The organism is Neobacillus sp. (assembly GCF_031988165.1).
Lineage (GTDB): Bacteria > Bacillota > Bacilli > Bacillales > Cytobacillaceae > Neobacillus > Neobacillus rhizosphaerae.
The window spans coordinates 1-24,863 of the sequence record NZ_DALZYO010000022.1 but is presented as its reverse complement, the minus strand read 5'-3'; the positions used below and the strand labels follow the sequence as shown (position 1 = coordinate 24,863).

Genomic DNA, 24,863 nt, shown 5'->3' with positions numbered 1-24,863 from the left:
TCTGCCATTAAGTGCTTCGTATCACACTTAACACATGTTTTTTTATACTTTTGGAAACTGACTGGAGGGTAAGGAATGAAGGAATTAGTAGGTTTTTGCATAAGCTGTAACAAAGAAATCTTTTGTCTAGACGGATTTTTTAATGGTGTCATTACCAAAGAAAAAGAGAATTATTGTTTTGAATGCTATCAAAAAATTTCCAAAATCGAAGAAAAACCGCAAAGCTGAGCTTTGCGGTTTTTTCGTGCTATTCCTCATCAAGTGCTAAGTCTTTAACTGGAAGCTTTTCCCCCTCTTTATGGGTCGGCTTACGTAAATTAAAGATTGCTTTAATACAAAATAACAATAATACTACTACGCCGATAAGGAAAATGGTGTCAGGCACCGCACGCCAGGTTAATAAGGTTTCCACAAGATGCTTTTGTAGGAACGATGCTGATCGGGAAGCAGCATATCCATGATAGAAAGCTTCCTTGATTTGGATGATACCGACAGGAAGTAAGGATAAGAAGACCATTCCTGCAAGTCCAACATTCAACATGATACAGCTGAATTTAAGCCATTTATCGTTCCATGCTTCTGGTTTTACAATGTTTCGTAAGGAATAAAGTAGTACAGCACAGGCAAACATACCGTAGACACCCATCATCGAACCATGGCCATGTGCTGGTGTTAAGAATTGGCCGTGTTCAAAATAGCTTACTGCTGGTAAATTAATTAAGAATCCAAGGACACCTGCGCCAACCAAGTTCCAGATGGCAACTGAGATCAAGAACCAGAAGGTTCCTTTGTAAGGGAAATCTACGCCGCCCTCACGCATCATTTTGTATTGCTCATATGCTTCTAGAATGAGCAATGTTAACGGAATAACTTCTAATGCTGAGAATACAGCTCCAAGTCCTAACCAAACTTCTGCAGAACCGTTATAGTAGTAATGGTGACCAATTCCGATAACACCGCTGCCTAAAAGTAAAATTAATTGGAAATACAGTTGTCTTACTGTTGATTTTTTCGTTACTAGACCTAATTGAACCAATAAGAAACCGATAACAACCACCGCAAACACTTCGAAAATACCTTCGACCCATAAGTGGATAATCCACCAGCGCCAGTAATCAGCAAAGGTAAAGCTTGTACCTGGATTGATAAATAATGCAAAAACATAGAAGGCTGGTACGGCAATTGCTGAGTAGAATAAGAGATGGATAAGTCCACCCTTATCAGTTTCTTTCTTAAGACCTGCCTTAATCCCTCGATAAACGATGAACAGCCAGATAAACATGCCGACAATCAGAATCAGCTGCCAAATACGTCCTAGCTCTATATATTCCCACCCTGTGTGTCCGAATAAGAACCAATTGTTACCTAAGTAGCCGTTTGCTCCAAGCCATTCTCCAACCATACTTCCAACAACAAGGACAACCAATGCCCAGAATAAAATATCGACTAATAAACCTTGTTTCTTAGGCTCATAGCCACCAACAAGCGGAGCTACGTATATCCCCATTCCAAGCCATGCAGTAGCAATCCAGAAAATCGCAAGCTGCAAGTGATATCCTTTTGTAATATTAAATGGAAGAATATCATGAATCCACTTTATTCCAAAGAAACTATCAGGCTCTATGTAGTAATGTGCCAGTAATGCCCCAAACATACATTGGACGAAGAACAAGGCAACTACTATAACAAAATACTTTCCTGTTTTCACCTGAGAGCTCGTTACTGGTATTTTGCGTAAATCAATTCGTGGGAAGTTACCTTCTTTATATGCTTCTTGCATGCCGAATTGGTAACGATAGAAGAAGAACAGAATAACTCCAATCATTAAGATAAGGATTGTTATACTGGCACCGCTCCACCAAATAGCTGAGAATGATAAATGGTTTCCGGCATCTTCGAAGTACGGCCAGTTATTTGTATACGTGATTTTGTCACCTTGACGAACGGTACTAGAAAGCCAAGCTGTCCAAAAGAAGAAATCAGAAATTTGCGTGATTTGGTCACCTTGTGCAACATATGCACGATCTGTTTTTGGCATATCTCCTTCTTTAATTAGGTTTGCTTTTAATCCCCAGCCGTCACCTTTTGTAAAGATCTCTTTATAATGCACCCTTACTTTCTCAAGTCCGTAAGCTTGTGCATTTGTTAGTTCCATTGTATCCTTGTCGCTATCATAGCGATTCTTGCGCATTTCCTTAATAACATTATTTTTTATAACGGTTTTTTCATCTTCATTTAATGTGGAAAAGTCTTTCCCATACTTTTCATTTGCTTTAAAAACTTGCATTCCTTCTGTATAAATCTGAAGGGCTTCAGCAGTATAGTCGGGACCCATATAAGAACCGTGACCTAAAACAGTACCATAATCCATTAAGCCGTACTTTTGAAAAACAGCCTGACCACCCATGATCGAATCTTTTGTAAATAGAACGTCACCTTTTTCATTTGTGACCTCCAATGGTCTAGGTGCTTGTTCCTTAAATATCCAATAGCCACCAACAAGCAAGACAGTGAAACTAATTAAAATGGTAGCAATTAAAATAGATTTTAATAGACCATTTCTATCCGCCTCCAACACTTTATTTGTTGATGTCCCTCTTTGTATTTCCATACGTGTTCATCCTCTCGTGTTTCTTTTCATTTTGTATTGTAACTTTGGTAACAATCTGACAAAGTGAAGCACCTCATTTATACTGAGTGATTTTTATCACTGCACATGAGAATTATTATCATAAAAAATAGCCAGCTATGACGGAGGTCACATAGCCAGTTCGAAATCATTGCTACAATGTAATAAATCGAATAAATAATATGAAGGTGATGTTAATGAAACAAGAGGACATTATTAAAAGGTTATCTGATGTCCCAATCTTCAAAGAATTATCGGCAGCAGAACTAGATCCTATCGTAAAGATTGCTCAAACACGGTTTTATAAACATAAGATGTATGTTTTTATGCAGGATGATCATCTTGACCGTGTTTTCTTTATCCATAGTGGAAAAATCAAAATATATAAAACTGACCAATCTGGCAAAGAACAACTTATTTCTGTACTTGAACAAGGAGAAATGTTCCCCCATGCTGGATTTTTCAGGAAAGGGAATTTCCCTGCACATGCAGAGGTTATGGACGATGCCATTCTGATTGTCATCCCGATTGATAAATTTGAAGATATACTTATCTCCTATCCAGAACTTTGCATAAAGCTATTTAAAGTTCTAGGAGAAAAAATCGTTGATTTGCAGGGGAGATTAGAAGAACAAGTTCTCCATAATACGTACGAACAAATTATTTTACTTCTTCTAAGGCTATGTAAATCAAATGGTGAAGAGGTCGGTGAACGGTATAGGCTAACTACACAGTTCACTAATCGCGAATTAGCCAACATGATTGGCACTTCAAGAGAAACCGTTAGCAGGACCATCAATCATGTTAAGAAGAAAGAATATGTTACACAGGACCAAGAAGGGTTTTACTTAATCGACCGTGAGGCATTACAACAAGAGCTATTCTATTAATAATCAATATTTTCACCCCGAAAATTTAAGGAGATGTGGATTTTATGGAACCGAGAATTATTGAACTTGATGTACGTGAGGATTTAAAAAATAAAATTGAACCTTTTCAAAAAATAATGGAGGCTATTAAGGAACTAAAGAATGATGATATTTTAATCCTTCATGTCCCCTTCAAACCTGTCCCACTTTTCGCCGTGTTAAAGGCAAAAGGCTTTACCCATGATGAAGAAAAAATTGAAAAGAAACATTGGATAGTCACATTCACAAAGAAAAGCTAAGGGAATTAAAGGGGTGTTGAATGAAATGATATTGGATAATCGCGGCCTAGAACCGCCACAACCGATGATGAGAACTTTAGCTGCATTAGAAACACTTGGAGAAAATGAGGTTTTAACGATTATTAATGACAGGAGACCCATGTTTCTTTATGAGCAGCTTGAAGAACTGGGCTACAAACAACGAACAGAATCACAAAACGATGGAAGTTTTAAAATTGAAATCTTCCGATAAGAAGGTGAACGAACATGCTTCCTCAAAATATGGGAAGTGAAACCAATATCAAGCTTCCTTTTTCATTTGTCTTTTTTAGTCTAATTGCATTGGTTCTATCCCAAATTCTACTTTTGCTCAAAGGACATTTGATGGTAGACGGAAGCTTTCGTATTCCAGCTATCTGGTCCTCAGCCCATTTATTAGTCTTAGGCTGGGCCCTAATGGCAGCAATGGGAGCAATGTACCAGCTCGTACCTGTTGCATTCCTAACTAATATATGGAATGAGAAATTTGGGTTTTTCCAATTTCTCATCACTGCAGCAGGAATTGCGACCTTTTCAGGCATGCTTTATTGGTCACCGCAAAGGGCATTAATCCCGGGCATACTTACCTTACTAGGCATATTGATGTTTTTATTCCAAATGTTCATGACATTAAAACGGCAAGCAAAACCAACTATCTTAACAGCCTTTGTTGGTTCAGCATTGGTTTGCCTGTTTATTACTATTTTCATGGGGATTACGCTGATTTATTGTTTAAAAACAGGTATTGGTATCGAATACTATCAAGTAATTTTTAAAACCCATCTTTTATTTGGATTAACTGGATGGTTTACGCTATTAATCTTTGGATTTTCTTATAAGATGGTGCCGATGTTTTCCTTATCCCATGGTTTTCCTATGGTCCATGCGAGATATGTATATGGAATGTATGTCTCTGGACTGATAATTACGATGATTTCTTTCAGTACCAATAATCATGTTCTTCTGAAAATGGGCTTCTTTTTGCTTTTAGCAGGGTTTTCGGTTTTTAGTTGGCATATTAAGATTGTTATTAAAAAAAGGTTGAAGAAAAAACTGGATAAACCATTTACGTTTGCCTTAGTAGCGATTGGGTTTGGAAATGCGATTCATTTTGCAGCTTTTATCCTGCTGTGGACTAGCTCTATTTCAACATTAGCTGCTACACTCATTTATAGCTATATATTACTATGGATTGTCCTAAGTATTGTGAGTTACTTATATAAAATTGTTCCTTTCCTTTGGTGGACTTATAAATATAGTAAAAAGATTGGGAAAAGTAAGGTTCCATCCTTAAAAGAGATGATGAATGAAGGGATTGTCTTTCCTGTATTTTCGTTGTTTATAGCAGCTGTTTTAATCGTCTTTTGGGGATTAATCTTCAAAATTGCTATTCTTTTTAATACTGGACAGTTTATTTTATCAATCTTATTTATTATTATCGCCCTTAGTATCCTAAGTGTCTTAAAAAAATAGTGAGGTGTTAATGATGAAATTAAAAGAAAAAATCCTTAATGAGTTAAAAACTGTCTATGATCCAGAGTTAAATATTAATGTGGTAGACCTTGGCTTAATTTATCATATAGAAGTTTCAGCTGATGCAGATGTTAGGATAACAATGACATTAACAACACCTGGCTGCCCGCTTCATGACAGCATTACCAGTGGTGTTCGTTATTGTGTTGAAGGTATGGAAGAAACTCAAAAAGTTGAAGTTAATCTCGTTTGGGAGCCTGCCTGGTCGCCAGAAAAAATGACACCAGAGGGTCTTAAAGCACTAGGACATTAATTAAAAAAGCGGAAGCACAGGGATTAACCTGCTTCCGCTTTTCTTTTTATCCTTGATTAATGTTCTAGTGCCTGAGTTGGCAGAACCTCTTTAATTTTCTGTAAAACATCCGGATTGATCTCTTCATTTATTAAAATATGAACAGTTCCTTTGTCCTTTTCACTCCTGATTAGCCTCCCTACTCCCTGACGAAGGCGCAGGAGCATGTATGGTAAGTCGACATCTAGAAACGGATTGTCCGTTCCATTCCTTTTAGCCGTAAACACTGGATCATTAGGAGGAAAAGGCAGCGAAACAATCAAAACATTTTCAAGCGATCTACCTGGGATATCAAGACCTTCCCAAAGGTGAATCGAACATAAAATTGCTTGCTCTTCATTTTGAAATTTCGAAACGAGCGTGCTGATTTCCGCATCCCCTTCAAAGTAGATGGGATACGATATCTCTTCCGATAGTCTTTTCTTTATCTCAGCTAACTCTTCCTTACTATTTAAAAGAATTAGCGCACGCCCCTCCGACTTGTTAATCATTTTAACAAGATAATTGATTTTTTCAGAAATACCATTAGAGAATCTAGGAAGATGAACCTCCATTTTTTCATCATATTCAAATGGCGATGCAACTGAAAATGATAAGTATTCCTTTACACCAAGACTATTAGCAATATAGTCAAAGGATTTTTGATTTGAGAGCGTTGCAGAAGAAAAAATAAACGGTTTTTTCTGTGAGAAAACCTCTTCCCGCATAACTTCTTCGACCATTTTTGGCATAATAACCAACGTCCGCTCTCCCTTGTCCTGTTCAAACCAAGTGATTCCATTTAATTCTTGCAGGAAAAGCGATAACGAGTAGGTGATTTGTTCCAAATACTCCTCGACAATTTTCAATTCATACTCATTAATGACATATAACTCACCTTCAAAAACCAGTTCCTCCTCCAATACTTGAAGGGTATAATGTAACTTTCGGCATGCCTTCATTACTAATGGATGTTTGGTAATAACTTGTTTTTCAGTGCCTTGTGACAATGAGGAAAATTGTGAAATTGTATCAAAAAATGCTTCGCTATCTAAAAGAGCCTCTTCAACTGTGAATAAGGTTTTCTCACGCACTTCATTTTCCATTAACCTTGTGAGCAATTTCTCTAAGGTATACTCAGTAAAGCGGTAACTTAACGCTTTCTGTGCTGCATATTCAAGCAGGTGGCCCTCATCAAAAACAACGGATGAATGTTCTGGTAATAAGGGCAACTGACCTTCTCGCTTTCGTGATTCCTTAGTCCAAATATGCTCCATATAAAAATCATGGGAACAGATGATTAAATCTGTTGAATGACGATAAAAATCCCGGTGTAAAGTTAGCCCACAGCGATGGCGTTTTTCACAAGAAAAACAATCCTGAAGGGGATCCCAATTAACCTGACCCCATAATTCATCAGATAAAGCGGAATAATCCCTTCTATCCCCATATTTTTCAAACGACTGCATCGAGCCTGCCGCGTGGACGAAATCCGGTAGCTGCTGATAAATAGTAGAGATTTCATCTGAAAAATCGCTATTCCTTACCTGGTCCAGCTTTTTTAAACAAAGGTACTGATCCCTCGATTTTGCTAAGCGCACATCGATATTTAGACTCAGGACCTTCTCTAATTTTGCAATATCGCCTTCTTTTTTTACAAGTTGCTCAATTAATGTTTCATCCGCACAGGCAATCACAGCAGGCCGATTCATGTACCGTGCATACATAATCGCATAAAGTAAATAAACAATCGTTTTCCCAGTTCCAACTCCCGCTTCAGCAAACATCACTTTTTTATCCTTAAATGCTTTTTCAAGTTGAAAAGCCATGAAAATTTGCTCATCCCTAAGTTCGAAACCGGCTTCCGGTAAAATATCATAGAATAAATCGCCGATCCAATCACCTAATTTATCGTAAAAGGAATCAGTCTTTGAAACAATAAACGGCATCCGATTCTGCATCTTATTCCCCCCAAAAACCCTCTATTTCATCATTTCATTTTGACGAGGGGGCTTTTTCCCCCAATATTGATAAAGGTCCGTCCGGATAAAGCCATTAAACAGCTTTCTTTTTTTCGTTGCCGGCTTTCCGTAAAATTGCTCAAACTCTTCATTTGATGTCAGGATATAAATCGACCATGTTTCGAGTTTACCGAAGGCCTGACCCATTTCCTTATACATCTGCTCAACAGCCTTTTTCTCCCCAAGTCTTTCTCCATATGGAGGATTACCAACAATAACCCCATATTCTTTACTTGTAGAAATGTCTCTTACTTGCATTTGTTTAAATTGAAGGATGTCAGCAAAACCGGCCTCAATCGCATTCTCTTGAGCGATTTTCACCATTCTGTGGTCTATATCTGTACCTGTTATGTCTATTGGCTGGTCGTATTTTGCCAAGTCTTCTGCTTCCATACGAGCATCATCCCAAACTTTCGACGAAATCCAATTCCAGCCCTCTGAAACAAATTCTCTATTAAAGCCTGGAGCAATATTTTGTCCAATCATTGCTGCCTCAATCGGAATGGTACCTGAACCACAGAAAGGATCAATGAAGGGGCTATCAGCCTTCCAATTGGTTAACATCACAAGAGCAGCAGCCAGGGTTTCCTTTAACGGTGCCTCCCCCTGATCGATTCGATATCCGCGTTTATGGAGGCCTTGACCGCTGGCATCAATGGTAATAGTCGCAACATCCTTTAACAAAGCTATTTCAATGCGATAAAAAGCACCATTTTCTTCAAACCAACTGTTTCGCTTATAATATTTCTTCATCCGTTCAACAACAGCTTTTTTGACAATAGCCTGACAATCCGAAACGCTAAACAATTTTGATTTGACGGATTTTCCAATCACAGGAAATTCCGCATCTTCAGGAAGGAATTTTTCCCATGGCAGTGCCTTCGTTTTCTCAAACAATTCATCAAAGGTATAGGCCTTAAACTCTCCAACTTTTATCTTTATTCTGTCAGCCGTTCGCAGCCATAAGTTACTGCGAGCAATCGCAGATTCATCCCCTGAATAAATAACCTTCCCATTTTCCACTTCACAATCGTATCCAAGTGACCGTACTTCTTTTGCAACCAGGGCTTCTAGACCCATTGCCGCAGTAGCAATTATTTGATAGTTTCCCATTTCTTCACCCTTAATTTCTACTTTTGTTATGTATATATCGTTATCCAATAACAACGATTTATGATATTCGCTAACATTATTAACAAATAGCAGTCAACGAATGCACTATTCAAACAAGATTACAATAAAAAAGCTCCCCCAAATTAGGAGAGCCGTTAAATAACCAGCATACTTTCCCATTAATAACGTTCTGTAAGCCATGTTCTGTACCATCGTACTACAAGCGACTATTTGTCTCGTACAGAGGTGGTAATCATCTATCTACAGATTCATAAGGAATCTGTCCTTCTCCTCGTTCAATTCCTCAGAGAAAGTGCCCCTACCATTATTTGGGTTTCTCGCTCGTGGGGTTTACCCGTTCCACCCTTTCTATTTCTAGAAAGGCTACGTCACTGTGGCACTTTTATAGGTATTCATACCATATCCGTTGGACTTAGGTATTTTCCCGGCCGTCAGCTGGATGCTAGCCCCAACTGCCCTAGCTTATGATTTCGCTAGGCACGAACACTACGAGCATCTCAGCTCGTGCGAGCATGGACTTTCCTCTGCAATTTGCAAATGCTCCTTGCAGCGATTACCCGAACGTCATTAATGATACTATATTATTATATGTATATTCTGCTGTTTATTCAATGGTTTTTATTAGGAAATACTAGCACAATCTGTTAATCATATAGTTTATTGCCAAAAACATGTTTTTCTAAATTGGATAAACGTTTTAATATATCAAAATTTGTTGTCCCAGCTGGTTGTGCCACCGGCTGCCTTTTCGAGCTATCCTCGAGCTGTTTTCGCAGCCTGAGGTTTTCCTGTTGAAGGTCCTCAATTTCTTGATGAAAGGTTTCATAATCTTTAATAATAAAATCCAAAAATTTATCAACATCTTCTTGTTTATAACCTCTTACTCCGGTCTTAAACTCTTTTTCTAAAATATCCTTAGCTGTTAATTTCACTTTATCAGAAAGCATCAAAATCACCTCAGTATTCGCCAATCATTACCTATTATTTTTTCAAAAATAACTGCTTTTGTCAATTTTCTTGTGTATTTAAATTTAGAATCGTTTTTTTAGCGGAAAAAGCATCTCGACTATTCCTAAAAATCAGTACGTTTTAACTGTTCATCCTCAACAATCATTTGTAAGTCATAAAAGGTTATAAGCTCTATTGAATAGTCACGATCTTTTTGATATTGCATTGCTAATTCATAAAGATATTTTGGACTTCCTTCCTTTTCCTGATCATATAGAAGCAAGAGCCCATCACTTTTTTCAATAAAAAACTGATTTTTCAACCGGAATTGCCAAGGTTTTTCATATCCCTTTTTCGTAACAGAATCAATGAAATCTGCCGCTGCAAGTACAGACTGATACCATTCTTTATTGTTTTCATTCCATTGGGCTTCCTGGTCTAGGAAAGGGGTTATTACCGCAAGCTTTACATTAGGAAAGTCCTTCTTCAAATCAAAAACAACTTCAGCAGCCCATAATTCTACCCCTAACTGACCACTAATCAGCACCCACTCTAGTCCTTCTTCTAACAAAGTTAGCAAAGATTTCTTGATAGCAGCCTTAATAAATAATGCCGATGGATGGTCTTTCTTAAAAATCCCTAATTCAAAAGGTTTATAGCCTGAAATGGACAGCACTTTTATCAAGAGCTTTCTCCTCAGTTGAAAAATTTTTTAAAAATGGACAAACACTTTGACAAACATAGCATATCATATAGTAAAACAAATTTAAAAAACAAGGGCTAAAAAGCCCTTGCAATTAACAGTACTCTTAAGGTCTAGGACCCATAAAAGGTCCCGGAGCAAAGCCTGGGCCTCCTGGTCCAAAACCTGGACCACCCATTCCAAAGCCGGGTACGACATTTGCAGCCGGCATTCCGCCTGGAGCACATGGATTACAGCAGTTAATATGCTGATTGCATACATCTTCACAGCATGAAGCTGATTGCGGGCAGTAATGCTTATGTTGGTACATATGATGATTCACCGTTGTTGCGTGTACTGGATGAATATGTGGCACCACCGTGGTTGAGAACGTGTGGTTTACAATTTGTTGAGTCGGGTGAATAACTGGCGGCAAAAAATTTGTTCCAAGATACATATAATGCTCTCCCTTCAAATATTCTGTTTACATTAACAGCCTATGTTGAAGGAGTTAATCTTGTACTAATGAAAATACCTATTTTTCACGAATCAGGATTAATCTCAACGTTTGCGCCACCTATTATTCTTACAAAAGGGAATAAAAGCTGTCTTTTAAGCTTGTAAAAATAACTGCAGTCAAACAAATAACAATAAAAAATAAGAATAAAATTGCTTTATACATATTACCAGCTCCATAAGGTTTTCAGTAGTCATTTTTATCTAAATCCAATTTTAAATTCTACCTTTTCTACCCTTGATAAACAATATGGAATTTCTGGATTTTCACAGAAAAACGAAAAGAATTTGTGGCAATTAATCGAATATTGCCGAAAACGATATTTCCATCGTTATTTTTGACGAATTTTGCGCTTACCCAGGAAATTTAGCATTTTTTTGTTCTAAGCGAATAAGTCTGGTTTGAAGCTGTTCCAATGTCATTTGGCCTGTTAATTTTACAAGTATTTTAGATTGTGTTATTAATAAAATTGCCTTTTTACAGTAGTTAATAGCAAGCTGATAATCTTTTAGTCTATGTTCATGGATTTTCGCAAGCTCCAGGCATGCCGTTAACATCATCCGTTCATCACCAGAATCGACAACATCCACGAACAATTTTCGTGCACCTTCCCACTCGTGTTCTTTTTTGTGCTGGAAGCCCAAGGTGAGCTTTGCCTGAAAGGAAGTTAAATCAATGCCCGTGGTCAGTTTCCTCAGTACTTTTTCTGCTTCACTCTTTTCTCCTAATGATGCAAACCAGCGCCCGACTTCATACGATTCCGGCCTTGTTTGATTCATATCTACGCCACATATTTGGAAGGTTAGATGGGTATATAATGTTACAAGCGACAAAATATCCACTTCATTATGTTTTATGATTCCGATCATGCCATCAGGCAGCTTACTTTCAATGAAATCAAAATAGATCATTGGGGCCAAAAATCCGGGAATATCGTCTATTCTTTCTACTCCTAAAACCTCTTTTTCAACAACAGCTAATTTCAAACGCTCCAATTTATGCTTCCATAACCTTCTTGCGGCATGGAATAAATCAAAATGCCCAAATGCAGGCAGCTTTGGTACATGCTCTCTCACAAGCGTATGCCTTGTTTTAACTTGAGGCCAATCAAAGGATTTTCCATTATAGGTAACCAACGTTTTATAATTTACCTTTTCTAAAAAACTTTGATATAAAGGAACCTCTGCACCAGGATGTGGCAGGATATGTTGCCTTAAAACAAGCTGATTTCCTGAAATACTGGCATAACCAAGTAAAAAAATGGTATTCCCCACTCCGCCCCCGAGGCCGGTTGTTTCTGTATCAAAAAAGAAGAGTTCCTCAGCCCGATGTCCTTGCGCTGATAAAGGATGGCTGACGGAAAGCTTGTTCCAGATTTCAACAGCAGTAAGGAAATCATGGAAACAATACTTTCCATGCTGCTGGGATAGTGGATATTTCACTTCCCTGATCAAGCAATAATCATGATCAATAAAATAGGGGATCACGCCTACTTGCTCCCATCTCTCCCTGAATGGTACATCAACGCCAGAAGATTCAGTCAAGAGAACCTGTTTTTCCCCTTTTAATCCGGCTGAAAGATGTGGCTTTAATCGATTCAATTTATTTTTTAACGACATTACTGCACTTCCCTGTCAAAAGCGATAGGATATAAAAAAGAGGCAATAATTTTCAAGGCATCCTTTTTTGCCATTTCCCCAACAGTATCAGTCCCAATACAGGAGGGACAACCGGATTCACATTGGCATCGATCAATCATTTTTTTCGTTTCGGCAAATACCTCTGACATCCCACTGTGGATTTTTTCGCTTAAGCCAATTCCTCCCGGATAACGATCATAAAAGAAAATCGTTGGCTTCTCATTATGGTCTGCCTTCACTTGCGGGATGACATGGATATCTTGCGGGTCGGCCATCACAAATAAAGGTGCGATATGATTTAAGGCATGTGCTGCTCCGACAAGCCCCTGTTCTAATCGCTCATGTCCCATTTCTGCTAGCGGCATATTTAAGGAAATCCAGGCAGCATTCGTGTGAAGTTCCTCTTCTGGAAGATGAATGGGCCCTGACCCGATATTTTCGTGTGTCTCAAATTTGATTTTTTTAAAAATCGTTGCCATGGCCCGGACACTAACATCCCCAAAACCAATTTCTACATCAGTCAAGGTTTGTAGCTTGTCCTCCTCGAGCACTTTTAATTGAACGGCAAGATTGGCATCGGTAAAATAGTCTACATCCACTTCCCTGACAAATGCCTTCTTTTCATCCCAGTCAAGCTTTTCAACTTGGAATTGTGTACCTTGATGCAAATAAATTGCCTCATCATGCAGCAGTGTCATCGCAGAAAACCGATCCATTTCTCCGATTACTTTTACATTTGCAATATCCGTTTGATCGACGATAATCACATTTTCCTGGGATGCTGAGCGCAGGCTTATGTTATGAGCGGGAAAAGAATCGTTCATCCAGTACCATTTGTCCCCATTTTGATAGAGGACTCGTTCCTCTGCTAAATACTCCAACAGTTCCTCTGTTTCCACTTTGCCGAACTGCTCATCTGCTTTAAACGGAAGTTCATAGGCAGCACATTTCATATGATCGATTAAAATGATTAGATTATCCGGATTTATTCGTGCTGTTTCCGGGCTTTTATTAAAAAAGTAATCGGGATTCTGGATGATATATTGATCGAGCGGACTCGAACTGGCAACCATGATGACAAGGGCTTCTCCATGCCTCCTTCCTGCTCTTCCTGCCTGCTGCCACGCGCTAGAAATCGTACCTGGATAGCCTGTCATAATGCAGACCTGGAGCGCCCCTATATCCACACCTAATTCCAGTGCGTTTGTACTGACAACCCCGTAAATCTCACCTGTCCGTAAACCCTTCTCAATTTTTCTTCTTTCAGTCGGAAGATAGCCTCCCCGGTACCCCATGATTGATTTGGCACCTAATTGGTTTTTCACTAATTCTTGCAAGTAGGTCAAAATAATTTCAACCCTCACTCTACTTCTTGCAAAAACAATCGTTTGAATTTTATTTTTTAATAGTTCACCGGCAATTTTCCGTACCTCTAATGTAGCACTTCTTCTAATATTTAACGGTTTATTAACAATTGGCGGGTTATAGAAGAGAAAATGTTTCGTCCCACTAGGTGCCCCGTTATTATCAATCAAGCTCATTTTCTCTTCAGTTAAGTTTTGCGCAAGCTCTAAGGGATTTGCTATCGTTGCGGATGTACAAATAAACACAGGATTACTTCCATAATATTGGCATATGCGTTTCAACCTTCTTATGACATTAGCAACATGGCTTCCAAATACGCCGCGATACGTATGAAGTTCATCAATGACGACAAATTTAAGATTTTCAAACAAAGATACCCATTTTGTATGATGCGGCAAAATCGCTGAATGGAGCATATCGGGGTTGGTAATAACCACATGCCCTGCTTTCCTTACCTTTTGCCGAATATTTGCAGGTGTATCTCCATCATACGTATAGCTGTTAATATCAACACCTGCTGCTTGAATAATTTCGTTGATTTCACTCTTCTGATCCTGTGCCAAAGCTTTAGTAGGAAACATATAAAGTGCCCGTGCACTTGGATTTGCTAAGATAGTTTGCAATACAGGAAGGTTATAGCAAAGTGTTTTTCCTGAAGCCGTTGGGGTTACTGCAACGATACTTCTTCCTTCCATTATTTTTTCATAAGCTGACTTTTGGTGAGTATAAAGCTTTTCTATTCCCCTGCTGTAAAGAGATTTTTTTAAAACCGGATGTAAGTCTTCAGGTAATGGCGCTGTTTTAGCAGGTTTTTCATCAATTGTTTGCCATGTGACGATATGTTCTTTAAATTTTTCATTTATTTTTAACTCTGTCAGAATTTCGCTCAGGCTTTTCTTTAACATCATACTCCTCACCTCATTACTTTTATTTTATCGAATAAACGTTCGTAACAAAAGAAAAAAATGAATTTTTTCACTAACAAGAAGAGAGAAACGCCAACTTCCATTCATTCAAATGGACATCAATAACAATAATAATAATAAACTATTGCTTGATTTTTTGTTACAATAGAAAGTAACTGAAATTAATTTGTGGGTGATAGAATGAAAATAGACGAAATAAAAAAAGTACTTTCTGATTTCACTCTTTTTCGAGAATTAAATGATTTTGAATTAACGAAAATTGCCGATATCGCCATTGCACGAGATTGGAAAAAGCAAAGCCATGTTTTTCTCCAGGGTGACCCGCTTGAAACCGTCTATTTTATTTATGATGGAAAAATCAAAATTTACAAGAGTGACGTTAATGGTAAGGAACAGATTGTTGCTATCATGAAAAAAGGTGAAATGTTTCCCCATGTCGGCTTTTTCAGAAAAGGTGACTACCCTGCCTATGCGGAGGTACTTGAATCATCCAAACTCATAGCGGTGCCGATTTCTCAATTTGAAACGGTGCTAATTGAAAACCCTGAGCTTTGTATCAAGGTATTTAGGGTTCTTGGTGAGAAAATTGTCGATTTACAAAACCGTCTCGAAGAGCAAATTCTCAATAATACTTATGAACAAATCATTAAACTTCTTATTAGGATTGCTCAGAAACATGGTCGGGAAAAAGGAGATGGAACCATACTTCTTAAGTCCGAATTTACGAACAAGGATCTTGCCAATATGATTGGAACCACCAGGGAAACAATTAGTCGGACATTAACAAAAATGAAAAAAGATGAGTTAATCGAAGTGGATGTTAACGGAAATATGATTTTAAATGTAGAAATTCTTCTAAAAGAAATTAATCTTATATAAAAAACCGCAGTAATCATGCTGCGGTTCTTTATATTATTTTATAGATAACTGAAGCATTTCTTCGATATCTTCTTTTGCAGTACCAATCAGTTTTAGATTAAAGGTATCTTGAAGTACTTGCAAAACTCCCTCAGAAATAAATTCAGGAGGTTTTGGCCCAATACGGATATCCTTGATTCCTAAGCTAAACAGTCCAAGTAGAATCGCTACCGCTTTTTGCTCAAACCAAGACAAAACAATGCTTACTGGAAGTTCATTCACTTCGCAGCCAAACGCATCCGCTAAAGCCATGGCAATTTTCACAGTAGAACCTGAATTGTTGCACTGGCCTAAATCGATGTAACGAGGAATATTTGTTCCTGGAACGACACCGTAGTCAACGTCATTAAAACGGAATTTCCCGCAGGAAGTTGTTAAGATTACTGTCTCTGGTGGTAACGATGTTGCAAGTTCACGATAGTAATCCCCACCATGACCCGGAGCATCACATCCGGCAATGACAAAGAATCGCTTAATCTTACCTGTTTTCACTGCATCAATTACTTCAGGTGCTATGCCTAGGACCGTTTCATGATGGAAGCCTGTAAGCAGTGTTTCCTCAGACTCGATAGCTGCTTCAGGAAGTTCTAATGCTCGAGCAATTAAAGGAGAAAAATCATCATTAACAATTTTTTCTACATTTTCAAGCCCAGTTACTTCATAAGTAAACATTCTGTCAGCATAGGTTCCTTTAATCGGCATCACACAGTTAGTCGTCGCTAAAATAGCTCCAGGGAATTTTTCGAACAGACGGCGTTGATCATACCAAGCTTTTCCGATATTCCCTTTTAAATGAGAATATTTTTTTAGAGCAGGATAGCCGTGTGCTGGCAGCATTTCGGAGTGTGTATAGATATTAATACCCTTTCCTTCTGTTTGCTTCAATAATTCTTCTAAAGCAAATAGATTATGACCAGTTACAACGATACATTTTCCTTCAATTTTGTTTTGGCTTACACGAACGGGCTCTGGTATGCCTAAACGATTTGTATGGGCCTCATCAAGGATTCCCATCACGCGGACAGCAGCCTGCCCTACTTTCATGGCCATCTCGATATGTTCTTGAACATTGAAATTGGAGTTCGTTAATGTCAGATATAGCGCTTCATGAGTAGTTGTATCTACAAATGGGTCCGTATATCCCAGTTGATTAGCATGTGTACGATATGCCGCAATTCCCTTTAATCCAAAAATAATCGTGTCTTGTAAGCTTGCAATCGTCTCATCTTTACCGCATACACCGATAACCTTACAACCACCAGATGGGGTTTGTTCACATTGATAACAGAACATATAGATTCCTCGCTCTCCATTAAATTACTGCTCTAGCGTACAAATAATCATAATCTTTTAGTGTGATCTACATCACACAAAACAATTTGTAATAAATCGTTCAAAAAGTTGTTGCAAATATATGACGGCACCTACCTAGATTTGTCAGCATATGATAGGGAGTAAAATAATGGAAAGAGAGGGAATGTTAATGTCATCCATGCCTCCAAATGAGAAAAACAACCCCAAAAAACCGATACCTGAACCTTTTCGTGATTTGGTAAGATCAATGAATGATTTCTTCACTGAAAAACCGGTACGTGGATTTTTACAATCCATTGATGATTTTTTCAAGACTCCATTTCCCGTTGCAGCTGGTTTTCATGTAGAAACAGCGGAAACTGGGAAGGAACATATTATTACTGCAGAGCTTCCAGGTGTTAAAAGAGAACAAATTCACTTAAATATTACAGGGAATTATTTAACCATATCAGTTGAAAATAATGAGATGGAAACTGTGGAAGACGATCAAACCCAAGTTTATCGCCGCAAATTTATTCGACAACAATCAGCAAGAACCGTCGCACTTCCACATGCGATTAATGAAAAACAGGTGAAGGCATCTTACCGAGATGGTTTATTACAAATAAGAATCCCCCAAGAAAAAGGGAAAGTAATAGAAATAGACGATTAGCCAATTATTTATTGAGCTTCGTGAAATCGAAAAAGACGGCCGGTGGCCGTCTTTTTCGATTACACTTTAAATATTCCTCCAAATCCTTTTACTAATGAAGAAACTTGATTCACCGCATTCATCATTGTTCCTGCTGTATTCACCATTTTATTAAAGTCCACCGACCCATCTTGAGACTTAAAAGAATTCATGAACGATTGCACTCCACCAGGTTGTTTTGGAAGGATGTTTTGTTTTGGATATGGATTCATCATTGGATAGCCATTCATTGGCATGTATGGTTGATTTTTTGCTATTTCATCCTGTGGTACCAGTGGATTTTGGAATAAGAATTGTGAATCCTTTTGAGTATATGGTTGAGCTTTGCTTGGCATTGTTTGAGGGCCGAATCCTGGTTGAACGTTTTGACCATATGGCTGGTATTGCGGGTAGTACGGATTTTGTTGCTGGTAACCCATCCAATCATAATTTTGTGGCTGTGGTTGATAAGAATAAGGTTGATTACGATTAATATTCTGGTCCTTCCATTGGTATCCAATTGGATAATCTTGGTGCATTATTTGCCCCGAGTATCCATAATTGACAAAATTATTTGGTCTTTTCTTACCAAACATGGGCAAACATCTCCTCTTTATTTTTCTCCATTACACATTATGTAGGTAAGAAATGAATGGTGATTAATTTGAAATCTACCCAACTGTCTAATTTAGGGGGATTTTGTCTAAAGTTTAAATATTTTAAAAACTATAATTCTTTTTATTTCGTGTTACGATAAATAAAATGATGAAGGAGGAGCTATTTATGGACATTAACCAATTAAAAAGCAAATTTAATCAAAGTCGGGATTATAACACAGATGATATTAATGCATTAATGGATTTTGCTAAGAAAGCATATATTCAAAACGAAATTGGCATAAAAGAATATCGCCAACTTGTCCGTGAACTTGAAAACCAAGGCGCAGTTATTCCTGAAACTGATAATAAAAACTCCCTCATCAAACATTCTTAACCCAAAAAAAGAGATGCTAAGCATCTCCAGGCTGTCGAAAAACCTTCGACAGTCTTTATTTTTTTTATTGCTTTATAAATTTAGAAAGGAAAAAATGGAGCGAAGCTTCGTAGACTCAAAAGAGCTGTATGGGCTTCGCTACTGCCGGTTACGGGGATTTTAAGAATGCAAGTGAACAGGCTCTCCTTACAGCAGCTTGCCAAAATATAAAAATGATTGCGACACACTTAGCCAGGTTAGAAAAAGTGTGTTGCAATTCTTTAGGTTGATTTGCCACCCTGTTGATTGGAGCGGAGGGCACTCGACTCCTGCGGGATAGAGAGGTCACGGGAGACCCCGCAGGCTCCAAAGGAGCCGAGGAGAAGGAAAAGCGGAAGCGCCTTGTCCAGCCCCGACAAGCGCTGGAGGGCCTGACGTTGAAGTCGTTCTTTGACTTCAGCGGCAGGACCGAAGCGACCTCGAGGGGCTAGGCGCTGCAGCTAGACGAGCTCCCGGACCTCCCCGCGGAAAGCGAGTGCCTAGAGCGGAAATCAGCAGGCCAGTTAGCAGGGCCAATCCATTATTAAAAAATTGCAGAGAAATATACCCTTTCTCGACAATCTGGAGATGCTAAGCATCTCTTTTCTATTTTTTAACTCCTTTTAAAATTTCCTGCAGGAAAAATTCAACCGTTCTCTGAGCATCTAAAAACCTTTTTTTGCTAGTAGTTGAAAAAAAGGATTGAATCGCTAGCTGATCAATATGTTCCGAGGTCGAGTCAATTTGCTTTAGATGAATATATTTATGTGAAGTTTTCGAGAGCCAATTTTTCATCATTTCTTTCCACTGGTCGTTAACTTCCTTCACTTCATTTGCAAATGGTTTAATGACCTCATGAAAATCCTCAGTAGTTCCTGTTTCTCTGGCACGTTGATAATACTCTAGAAATAATCGATTATACTGGAGAAGCTTTTCTGTTAAATAAATGATTTCCTCAGACATCTATTTTATATCCCTTCTAAACCTTAAAATTAAAAAGTTGCAATGAGCATTAGGCTACTCTCATTCCATCCATTTTAACTATAATTAAAATCCTAATTCAAGCTCTAATGTTTTTAAAACCTGGTTTGGGCTAGTATGAATATTTTTATCAGTGAAAGTCGAATGAATATGATTTAGTAAAATATCCATATCTGCTAGTTTTTGAACTGGTCCCGTTAAGTTTTCATATTCTACCTTATTCAAACTAATGCGAAGATCGGAGAAAGATGCCTCGAGAACGGACTCCAATTCTTCTAATTGATCGTATATATCTGTCAGCATGGTAAGCAGTTTTTCCTTTTCGGATATTGGCTTATTCATTAAAAAACCTCCTCACGATTATCTATTAGGTAGTATTCTCTGTATTTCTCTCGCTTCCTTCCCCTATGACAAAACTAGAAGCAATTCGTCAAAGAAAGTGTGAATGCTTTGCTTATGCAATAGCTTTTCGACATAAACTTAATTTCGCATGAAAAAATGAAAACCGCACAAGCTAATATAGGAGGTGCTTTTAATGTCAAAAAAGAAAAAACAAACAAATAAACAAACACAATCAGAAGCAGAAAAAAGACTGGGCTATGGTGATAAAAAATTAGAGGGACCTGATCGTCCATCAACATGAAACAGAAAAAGCAAAAAAGCAAGGGGGTTGAACCTTGCTTTTTTTATTCCCATTTTTTCAACTGAAATAATTTTTGTATGGAGAGGATAAATTGAAGTTGGTTCGACTTTGCGAAATACCAATCCGTAAGATGAATGGAGTGCCGATGACGCGCAGGAATATATAACCAAGTGGGAGAAACTCTTCTTTGCAAACTCCAATCTTCATATGTATGTTGATGATGAGCAATTACCGGGAAACTCATTCGCAGCATAGGCGTGTTCTGGTTAGTCTTTATTTTAAAATATTGTTCATAATCATGTCTTGACCCTGTATGCGCTGTTTCTTCAGCGAATTCAAAAAAATACGGATATAGGCGCGGATGGAATAGAATACTGGCTAGTCTTTTTCCTAAGTTAATTCTCTTTGATAGGGATTTAAAACCATTTGCACTTGCCCCATAAACTTCGCCACCACATGTTGGAAATAGGACACAACTGAAATGGAGCCAGTCTTGAAAGGAAAAAATCAGCGATTGGAAAACTTTCTTCTTATATACGGGATGTTCGATAACAGGAGTTTGAATCACATTTTGTTCGTTAATAATTAATGCAATTGTAAGTCTATCCCTATCGGTTTCGAACCAATAGCGATGCCATTCTTTTTGAATAAACTCAGAAACATTGAAATAGGGAAGTAAATGAAACATTGGTCTATTTATTTTCGTCGAATATTGATAGAGCAATAACTGAGGAAATACATCATGAAAAATAAGCCAATTTGCCCGCTCATAAGTAAGAAAAAGCTGTTTTCTTGTTTTAGCTTCTAAGAGATGCGGGAATATCGCCCCAACAAGATCACACATATTCCATCCCCCATTTCTTGAGACCATACTGGCTAGGAATGACCAAATAATATCCGGATTTTGTTTAAAATATGTAAAATAGGCATTCGTTCTTGAGATATTATCGATATTTTTTTTACTCGTTTCACTTAGAATTTGACGGATGATTGTTTGTTCCTGTATCGTAAGATGATTCATATTCATATTCATCTTCCCTTATTTTTTTACTAGAGTTTGAGTCACATTAGACCTTTTATGAAAAATGAACCATGCGTATGTATGACATACAAGGTACAATTGTTATTAGAATACGTATACGGAAGTATTTTATACACCCCAATCTCGCTAAGATTTGATATGATAAGGAATAGCTTGAGAGGTGCATAATATGAATTTGAACTATCCAAATGGAAAAAGATACAAACCGAAAGAAAGTGAGACTGCCACAACAACGAAGAATAAGAAAAATAATTCTTATAGTAACCGGGGAATGACACTCGAAGAAGATCTAAATGAAACGAATGAATTCTACCGGGAAAGAAAAATTGCCGTCATTCATAAAAAACCGACTCCTGTTCAAATTGTCCAGGTAGATTATCCAAATCGCAGTGCTGCCGTAATAAAAGAGGCTTATTTTAAACTTGCATCAACAACTGACTATAATGGAGTTTATAAAGGAAAATATATTGATTTTGAAGCAAAAGAAACACAAAACCCTACCTCCTTTCCATTAAAAAATTTCCATCCCCATCAGATAGAGCATATGGAGGAAGTACTGAATCAAGGAGGCATTTGTTTCGTTATTCTTCGTTTCACAAGATTTGAACAGGTTTTTTTACTTGAAGCTAACCACTTGTTAACTTTTTGGGAAAGAATGGCTAATGGGGGAAGAAAATCAATCACAAAAGAAGAAATCGAACAAAAAGGTCATCACATTCCACTTGGATTTCAACCAAGAATTGACTATATTAAAATAATTGATAGATTTTAACCTCTTTCATAGGAAAATGTGTTGAGGTTAGAAAGGAAGGAATATTACAATGTCCCAACAGTATCAATCGAGAGAGGAGCGCCGAAAGAAACTCCAATCTACAGGTAAGCAAAAAACCAAGAAAAAATCCGGAGGACTATTCAAGAAAATCTTTCTTAGTCTGGTTGTCATTGGGATTGTTGGTATACTGGCAGGAGTTGGAACTTTTGCCTATTTAGTAAAGGATGCTCCCAAACTTGACCCAAAATTATTAAAAGATCCAATCCCTTCAAAGATTTTAGATAAAGATGGAACCCTGATTACCGAAGTGGGTGCCGTTAATCGTGAATATGTAAACTATAAAGATATACCAAAGGTATTAGAAAATGCCGTTTTAGCTACTGAGGATTACCGGTTTTACAAACACCATGGTATTGATCCTATTCGTCTCGGCGGCGCTGTTTTGGCTAATTTCCAGCGTGGATTCGGTGCAGAAGGTGGCAGTACAATCACACAACAGGTTATCAAAAATGCTTTTTTAACGCAGGAAAAAACATTAAAGCGTAAAGTTCAAGAGGCATGGCTTTCTTATGAACTTGAACAAAAATACACTAAGCATCAAATTTTTGAAATGTATGTGAATAAAGTCTTTGTATCTCAAAACAGTCACGGACTGGCAACGGCTGCAAAGATCTATTACGGAAAACCATTAAAAGACTTAACTTTGGCAGAAGCTGCCCAAATAGCAGGGATGCCACAAAGCCCGAATAATTATAATCCTTTCACACATCCGGATTTAGCTGAAAAAAGACGAAATATCGTCTTAACATTAATGGAACAGCATGGTTTTATTTCAAAGCAAGAAATGGAAGAAGCAAAAAAAGTTTCTGTTGCAGCCACTGTATTAAAACCTGAACAGCGTACTGTAGACGAAAAGCCTTTCGATTCATTTGTCGATGCTGTTATTAATGAAGTGAAGGATAACACTGATTTTGATATTTTTACAGATGGTTTAACCATTTATACGACATTAGATCAAAATGCACAAAAATATGTTTATAATATGCTTAATTCAAAAGATATTATTAACTATCCTGATGAGAAATTCCAAGCTGGGGTTGCTCTGCTTGATACGAAAACGGGAGAAATCCGTGCGATTGGCGGCGGAAGAAACCAACAAGTAAAACGCGGATTTAACTATGCGATTGACACGCAGCGGCAGCCAGGGTCTACCATTAAACCAGTTCTCGATTATGGCCCAGCAATTGAATACTTAAATTGGGGAACCTATGAAATGATTGAGGATAAACCAATTACCTATACTACAGGGAAAAAATTTGGAAACTGGGATCAACAATATAAAGGGCCGATGACGATTAGAACAGCATTGCAATTATCCCGAAATACCCCTGCAGTCCAAGCGCTTCAGCAAGTTGGGTTAGATAAAGCTAAAGATTTTGCTATTGGGCTCGGTATTCCATTAAAAGAGATATTTGAATCTTACGCAATCGGAGGATTTGGCGGAAAAACCATTGGTGTTTCCCCACTTGAAATGGCAGGGGCGTATAGTGCTTTCGGTAATAAGGGTGTTTATACGAAACCACATGCAGTCTCAAAAATTAAACTACGCGACGGAACCGTAATCAGTCAGGCACCGGAATCAAAGGTTGTAATGAAGGATTCCACCGCCTTTATGGTTACCGATATGCTAAAAAGCGTGCTCGTCTCTCCCGGTACGGGGACAAAAGCAAAAGTTCCTGGTCTCGCAATTGCTGGAAAGACCGGAACAACCAACTATTCGGAAGAAGATATGAAGAAATTTAATATTAAGAGCAGCAAATATGTTCCGGATGCATGGTTTAGCGGATATACAACTAATTACACTGCCTCTATTTGGACAGGGTATGAAGACAGCAGAACACCAATCACAAATGTCGGAACTAACCAGCAAATCGCTCAGTTAATATTCAAAAATTTAATGGCCTATGTATCAAAGGATATTGATACTCCTGATTTCACTGTTCCAAATAGTGTTCAAAAAGTCAGGATCGAAAAAGGCACGATGCCGCCGGTACTTGCTGGTGAGTTCACACCAGATAGTGAAGTGTTGACCGAATATGCGGTTAAAGGCCATGCACCTAATAAAGTATCGGTTAAATATAATAAACTTGATGCTCCTACCAATCCATCAGCAAAATATGATGAAGCAACAAAGGCAATTACTGTAACATGGGATTACAAAACAAATAATGAAAATGTGACTTTTGATGTTACAGTTGAAGACGGATCCGGTCCGAAACATTTCCCTGTTACAGGTAATACCTTAACTGTTCCTGCAACTCCTGGAACTAAGTATACCTTTACAATTGTTGCGATTAACGGAGATAAAAAGAGTGACCCAGCCACTGCAGTGATTGATATTCCAAAACCTAATGTGGATAATAATCAAGGAAACGAAAATGGCAACGGTCAAGGCACTAGCAATGGCGATGGCCAAGGGAATAGCAATGGCAATGGTCAAGGTCAAGGTAATGGCAATGATAATGGGAACGGTGGGAACCAGGGAAATCCTGGTGGTACCATCCCGCCAGCAATTCCTCCTGGAAACCCTACAGGTGGTCAAGGCTCTGGATCCCGAGAACCTTAAAATAAGAAAAGCACAAGCGCCCTGGTCAGCGACG

Annotated in this window: 24 protein-coding genes, 1 other RNA gene and 1 pseudogene; 12 read left to right on the top strand and 14 right to left on the bottom strand. The window is 38.1% G+C overall.

Annotated elements, in window-relative coordinates; genetic code table 11:
- Positions 1-75: 75 nt before the first annotated feature.
- Positions 76-228, top strand: coding sequence for a hypothetical protein (locus tag RTR43_RS14480; RefSeq protein WP_312472918.1), 153 nt, complete (start codon positions 76-78; stop codon positions 226-228).
- A 19-nt stretch (positions 229-247) separates the two neighbouring features.
- Here RTR43_RS14480 and RTR43_RS14475 read toward each other — a convergent pair whose 3' ends face one another.
- Positions 248-2,611, bottom strand: a complete 2,364-nt coding sequence (locus tag RTR43_RS14475) for a nitric-oxide reductase large subunit (RefSeq protein WP_312472915.1) — start codon at positions 2,609-2,611, stop codon at positions 248-250.
- 215 nt (positions 2,612-2,826) lie between these two features.
- Here RTR43_RS14475 and RTR43_RS14470 point away from each other — a divergent pair, with 215 nt between their 5' ends.
- From RTR43_RS14470 to RTR43_RS14450, 5 genes are read left to right on the top strand one after another with little or no spacing between them, the layout of a single operon-like run.
- Positions 2,827-3,519, top strand: a complete 693-nt coding sequence (locus tag RTR43_RS14470) for a Crp/Fnr family transcriptional regulator (RefSeq protein WP_312472913.1) — start codon at positions 2,827-2,829, stop codon at positions 3,517-3,519.
- A 44-nt stretch (positions 3,520-3,563) separates the two neighbouring features.
- Positions 3,564-3,797 carry a DUF2249 domain-containing protein gene (locus tag RTR43_RS14465; RefSeq protein WP_312472911.1) on the top strand — a complete coding sequence of 78 codons (234 nt, stop codon included), beginning with the start codon at positions 3,564-3,566 and terminating at the stop codon, positions 3,795-3,797.
- A 25-nt stretch (positions 3,798-3,822) separates the two neighbouring features.
- Positions 3,823-4,029, top strand: coding sequence for a DUF2249 domain-containing protein (locus tag RTR43_RS14460; RefSeq protein ID WP_312472909.1), 207 nt, complete (start codon positions 3,823-3,825; stop codon positions 4,027-4,029).
- Between the two features lie 14 nt (positions 4,030-4,043).
- Complete coding sequence (locus RTR43_RS14455; protein WP_312472908.1) at positions 4,044-5,288, top strand: hypothetical protein; 1,245 nt, start codon at positions 4,044-4,046, stop codon at positions 5,286-5,288.
- Between the two features lie 13 nt (positions 5,289-5,301).
- Positions 5,302-5,601 (top strand): metal-sulfur cluster assembly factor, encoded by a 300-nt coding sequence (locus RTR43_RS14450; RefSeq protein ID WP_312473014.1) that lies wholly within the window; start codon positions 5,302-5,304, stop codon positions 5,599-5,601.
- A gap of 56 nt (positions 5,602-5,657) precedes the next feature.
- Here RTR43_RS14450 and RTR43_RS14445 read toward each other — a convergent pair whose 3' ends face one another.
- The 8 genes from RTR43_RS14445 to RTR43_RS14410 form a co-directional block, all read right to left on the bottom strand.
- Positions 5,658-7,580 (bottom strand): ATP-dependent DNA helicase, encoded by a 1,923-nt coding sequence (locus tag RTR43_RS14445; RefSeq protein ID WP_312472906.1) that lies wholly within the window; start codon positions 7,578-7,580, stop codon positions 5,658-5,660.
- A 21-nt stretch (positions 7,581-7,601) separates the two neighbouring features.
- The gene (locus tag RTR43_RS14440) at positions 7,602-8,753 is read right to left on the bottom strand and encodes a THUMP domain-containing class I SAM-dependent RNA methyltransferase (RefSeq protein ID WP_312472903.1); all 1,152 of its coding nucleotides are present in this window, start codon (positions 8,751-8,753) and stop codon (positions 7,602-7,604) included.
- A 188-nt stretch (positions 8,754-8,941) separates the two neighbouring features.
- Positions 8,942-9,339: RNase P RNA component class B (rnpB, locus tag RTR43_RS14435), an RNA gene on the bottom strand.
- 79 nt (positions 9,340-9,418) lie between these two features.
- Positions 9,419-9,721 (bottom strand): cell division regulator GpsB, encoded by a 303-nt coding sequence (gene gpsB / locus RTR43_RS14430; RefSeq protein WP_312472901.1) that lies wholly within the window; start codon positions 9,719-9,721, stop codon positions 9,419-9,421.
- A 125-nt stretch (positions 9,722-9,846) separates the two neighbouring features.
- Positions 9,847-10,404 (bottom strand): SLOG family protein, encoded by a 558-nt coding sequence (locus RTR43_RS14425; protein WP_312473013.1) that lies wholly within the window; start codon positions 10,402-10,404, stop codon positions 9,847-9,849.
- Positions 10,405-10,531: 127 nt separating this feature from the next.
- Entirely contained in the window at positions 10,532-10,861 is a 330-nt protein-coding gene (locus RTR43_RS14420; RefSeq protein ID WP_312472899.1) for a CotD family spore coat protein, read from the bottom strand.
- A gap of 413 nt (positions 10,862-11,274) precedes the next feature.
- The gene (locus RTR43_RS14415) at positions 11,275-12,540 is read right to left on the bottom strand and encodes a ribonuclease H-like domain-containing protein (protein WP_312472896.1); all 1,266 of its coding nucleotides are present in this window, start codon (positions 12,538-12,540) and stop codon (positions 11,275-11,277) included.
- Complete coding sequence (locus RTR43_RS14410; RefSeq protein WP_312472895.1) at positions 12,540-14,834, bottom strand: DEAD/DEAH box helicase; 2,295 nt, start codon at positions 14,832-14,834, stop codon at positions 12,540-12,542. The genes RTR43_RS14415 and RTR43_RS14410 overlap by 1 nt, the downstream gene beginning before the upstream one ends.
- A 198-nt stretch (positions 14,835-15,032) precedes the next feature.
- Between RTR43_RS14410 and RTR43_RS14405 the strand changes: the two genes are divergently transcribed.
- Positions 15,033-15,731: a Crp/Fnr family transcriptional regulator gene (locus RTR43_RS14405; RefSeq protein WP_312472893.1), complete on the top strand. Its 699-nt coding sequence runs from the start codon at positions 15,033-15,035 to the stop codon at positions 15,729-15,731.
- Between the two features lie 33 nt (positions 15,732-15,764).
- Here the strand turns inward: RTR43_RS14405 and hcp are convergent, their stop codons facing one another.
- Positions 15,765-17,063 carry a hydroxylamine reductase gene (hcp, locus tag RTR43_RS14400; RefSeq protein ID WP_312472892.1) on the bottom strand — a complete coding sequence of 433 codons (1,299 nt, stop codon included), beginning with the start codon at positions 17,061-17,063 and terminating at the stop codon, positions 15,765-15,767.
- 169 nt (positions 17,064-17,232) lie between these two features.
- Between hcp and RTR43_RS14395 the strand changes: the two genes are divergently transcribed.
- Positions 17,233-17,736 (top strand): Hsp20/alpha crystallin family protein, encoded by a 504-nt coding sequence (locus tag RTR43_RS14395; RefSeq protein WP_312472890.1) that lies wholly within the window; start codon positions 17,233-17,235, stop codon positions 17,734-17,736.
- 59 nt (positions 17,737-17,795) lie between these two features.
- On the opposite strand, the gene RTR43_RS14390 is transcribed toward RTR43_RS14395, so the two are convergent.
- Complete coding sequence (locus RTR43_RS14390) at positions 17,796-18,350, bottom strand: YppG family protein (protein ID WP_312472887.1); 555 nt, start codon at positions 18,348-18,350, stop codon at positions 17,796-17,798.
- 187 nt (positions 18,351-18,537) lie between these two features.
- On the opposite strand from RTR43_RS14390, the gene yppF reads away from it, so the two are divergent.
- Positions 18,538-18,747 carry a YppF family protein gene (gene yppF / locus RTR43_RS14385; protein ID WP_312472886.1) on the top strand — a complete coding sequence of 70 codons (210 nt, stop codon included), beginning with the start codon at positions 18,538-18,540 and terminating at the stop codon, positions 18,745-18,747.
- Positions 18,748-18,817: 70 nt separating this feature from the next.
- Positions 18,818-19,016 (top strand): annotated as a pseudogene (locus tag RTR43_RS14380) (transposase); the annotation flags it as partial.
- 355 nt (positions 19,017-19,371) lie between these two features.
- Here the strand turns inward: RTR43_RS14380 and RTR43_RS14375 are convergent.
- The 3 genes from RTR43_RS14375 to RTR43_RS14365 all read right to left on the bottom strand — a co-directional run bounded on the left by RTR43_RS14375 (position 19,372) and on the right by RTR43_RS14365 (position 21,410).
- Positions 19,372-19,728, bottom strand: a complete 357-nt coding sequence (locus RTR43_RS14375) for a DUF1798 family protein (protein WP_312472885.1) — start codon at positions 19,726-19,728, stop codon at positions 19,372-19,374.
- Between the two features lie 84 nt (positions 19,729-19,812).
- The gene (locus tag RTR43_RS14370; RefSeq protein ID WP_312472883.1) at positions 19,813-20,088 is read right to left on the bottom strand and encodes a hypothetical protein; all 276 of its coding nucleotides are present in this window, start codon (positions 20,086-20,088) and stop codon (positions 19,813-19,815) included.
- Between the two features lie 344 nt (positions 20,089-20,432).
- Positions 20,433-21,410: a DUF2515 family protein gene (locus RTR43_RS14365; protein WP_396954583.1), complete on the bottom strand. Its 978-nt coding sequence runs from the start codon at positions 21,408-21,410 to the stop codon at positions 20,433-20,435.
- 190 nt (positions 21,411-21,600) lie between these two features.
- On the opposite strand from RTR43_RS14365, the gene recU reads away from it, so the two are divergent.
- Positions 21,601-22,203 carry a Holliday junction resolvase RecU gene (gene recU, locus RTR43_RS14360; protein ID WP_312472878.1) on the top strand — a complete coding sequence of 201 codons (603 nt, stop codon included), beginning with the start codon at positions 21,601-21,603 and terminating at the stop codon, positions 22,201-22,203.
- Positions 22,204-22,252: 49 nt separating this feature from the next.
- On the top strand, positions 22,253-24,829 hold the full coding sequence (locus tag RTR43_RS14355) for a PBP1A family penicillin-binding protein (RefSeq protein ID WP_312472876.1): 2,577 nt from the start codon (positions 22,253-22,255) through the stop codon (positions 24,827-24,829).
- The last annotated feature ends 34 nt before the right edge of the window (positions 24,830-24,863 follow it).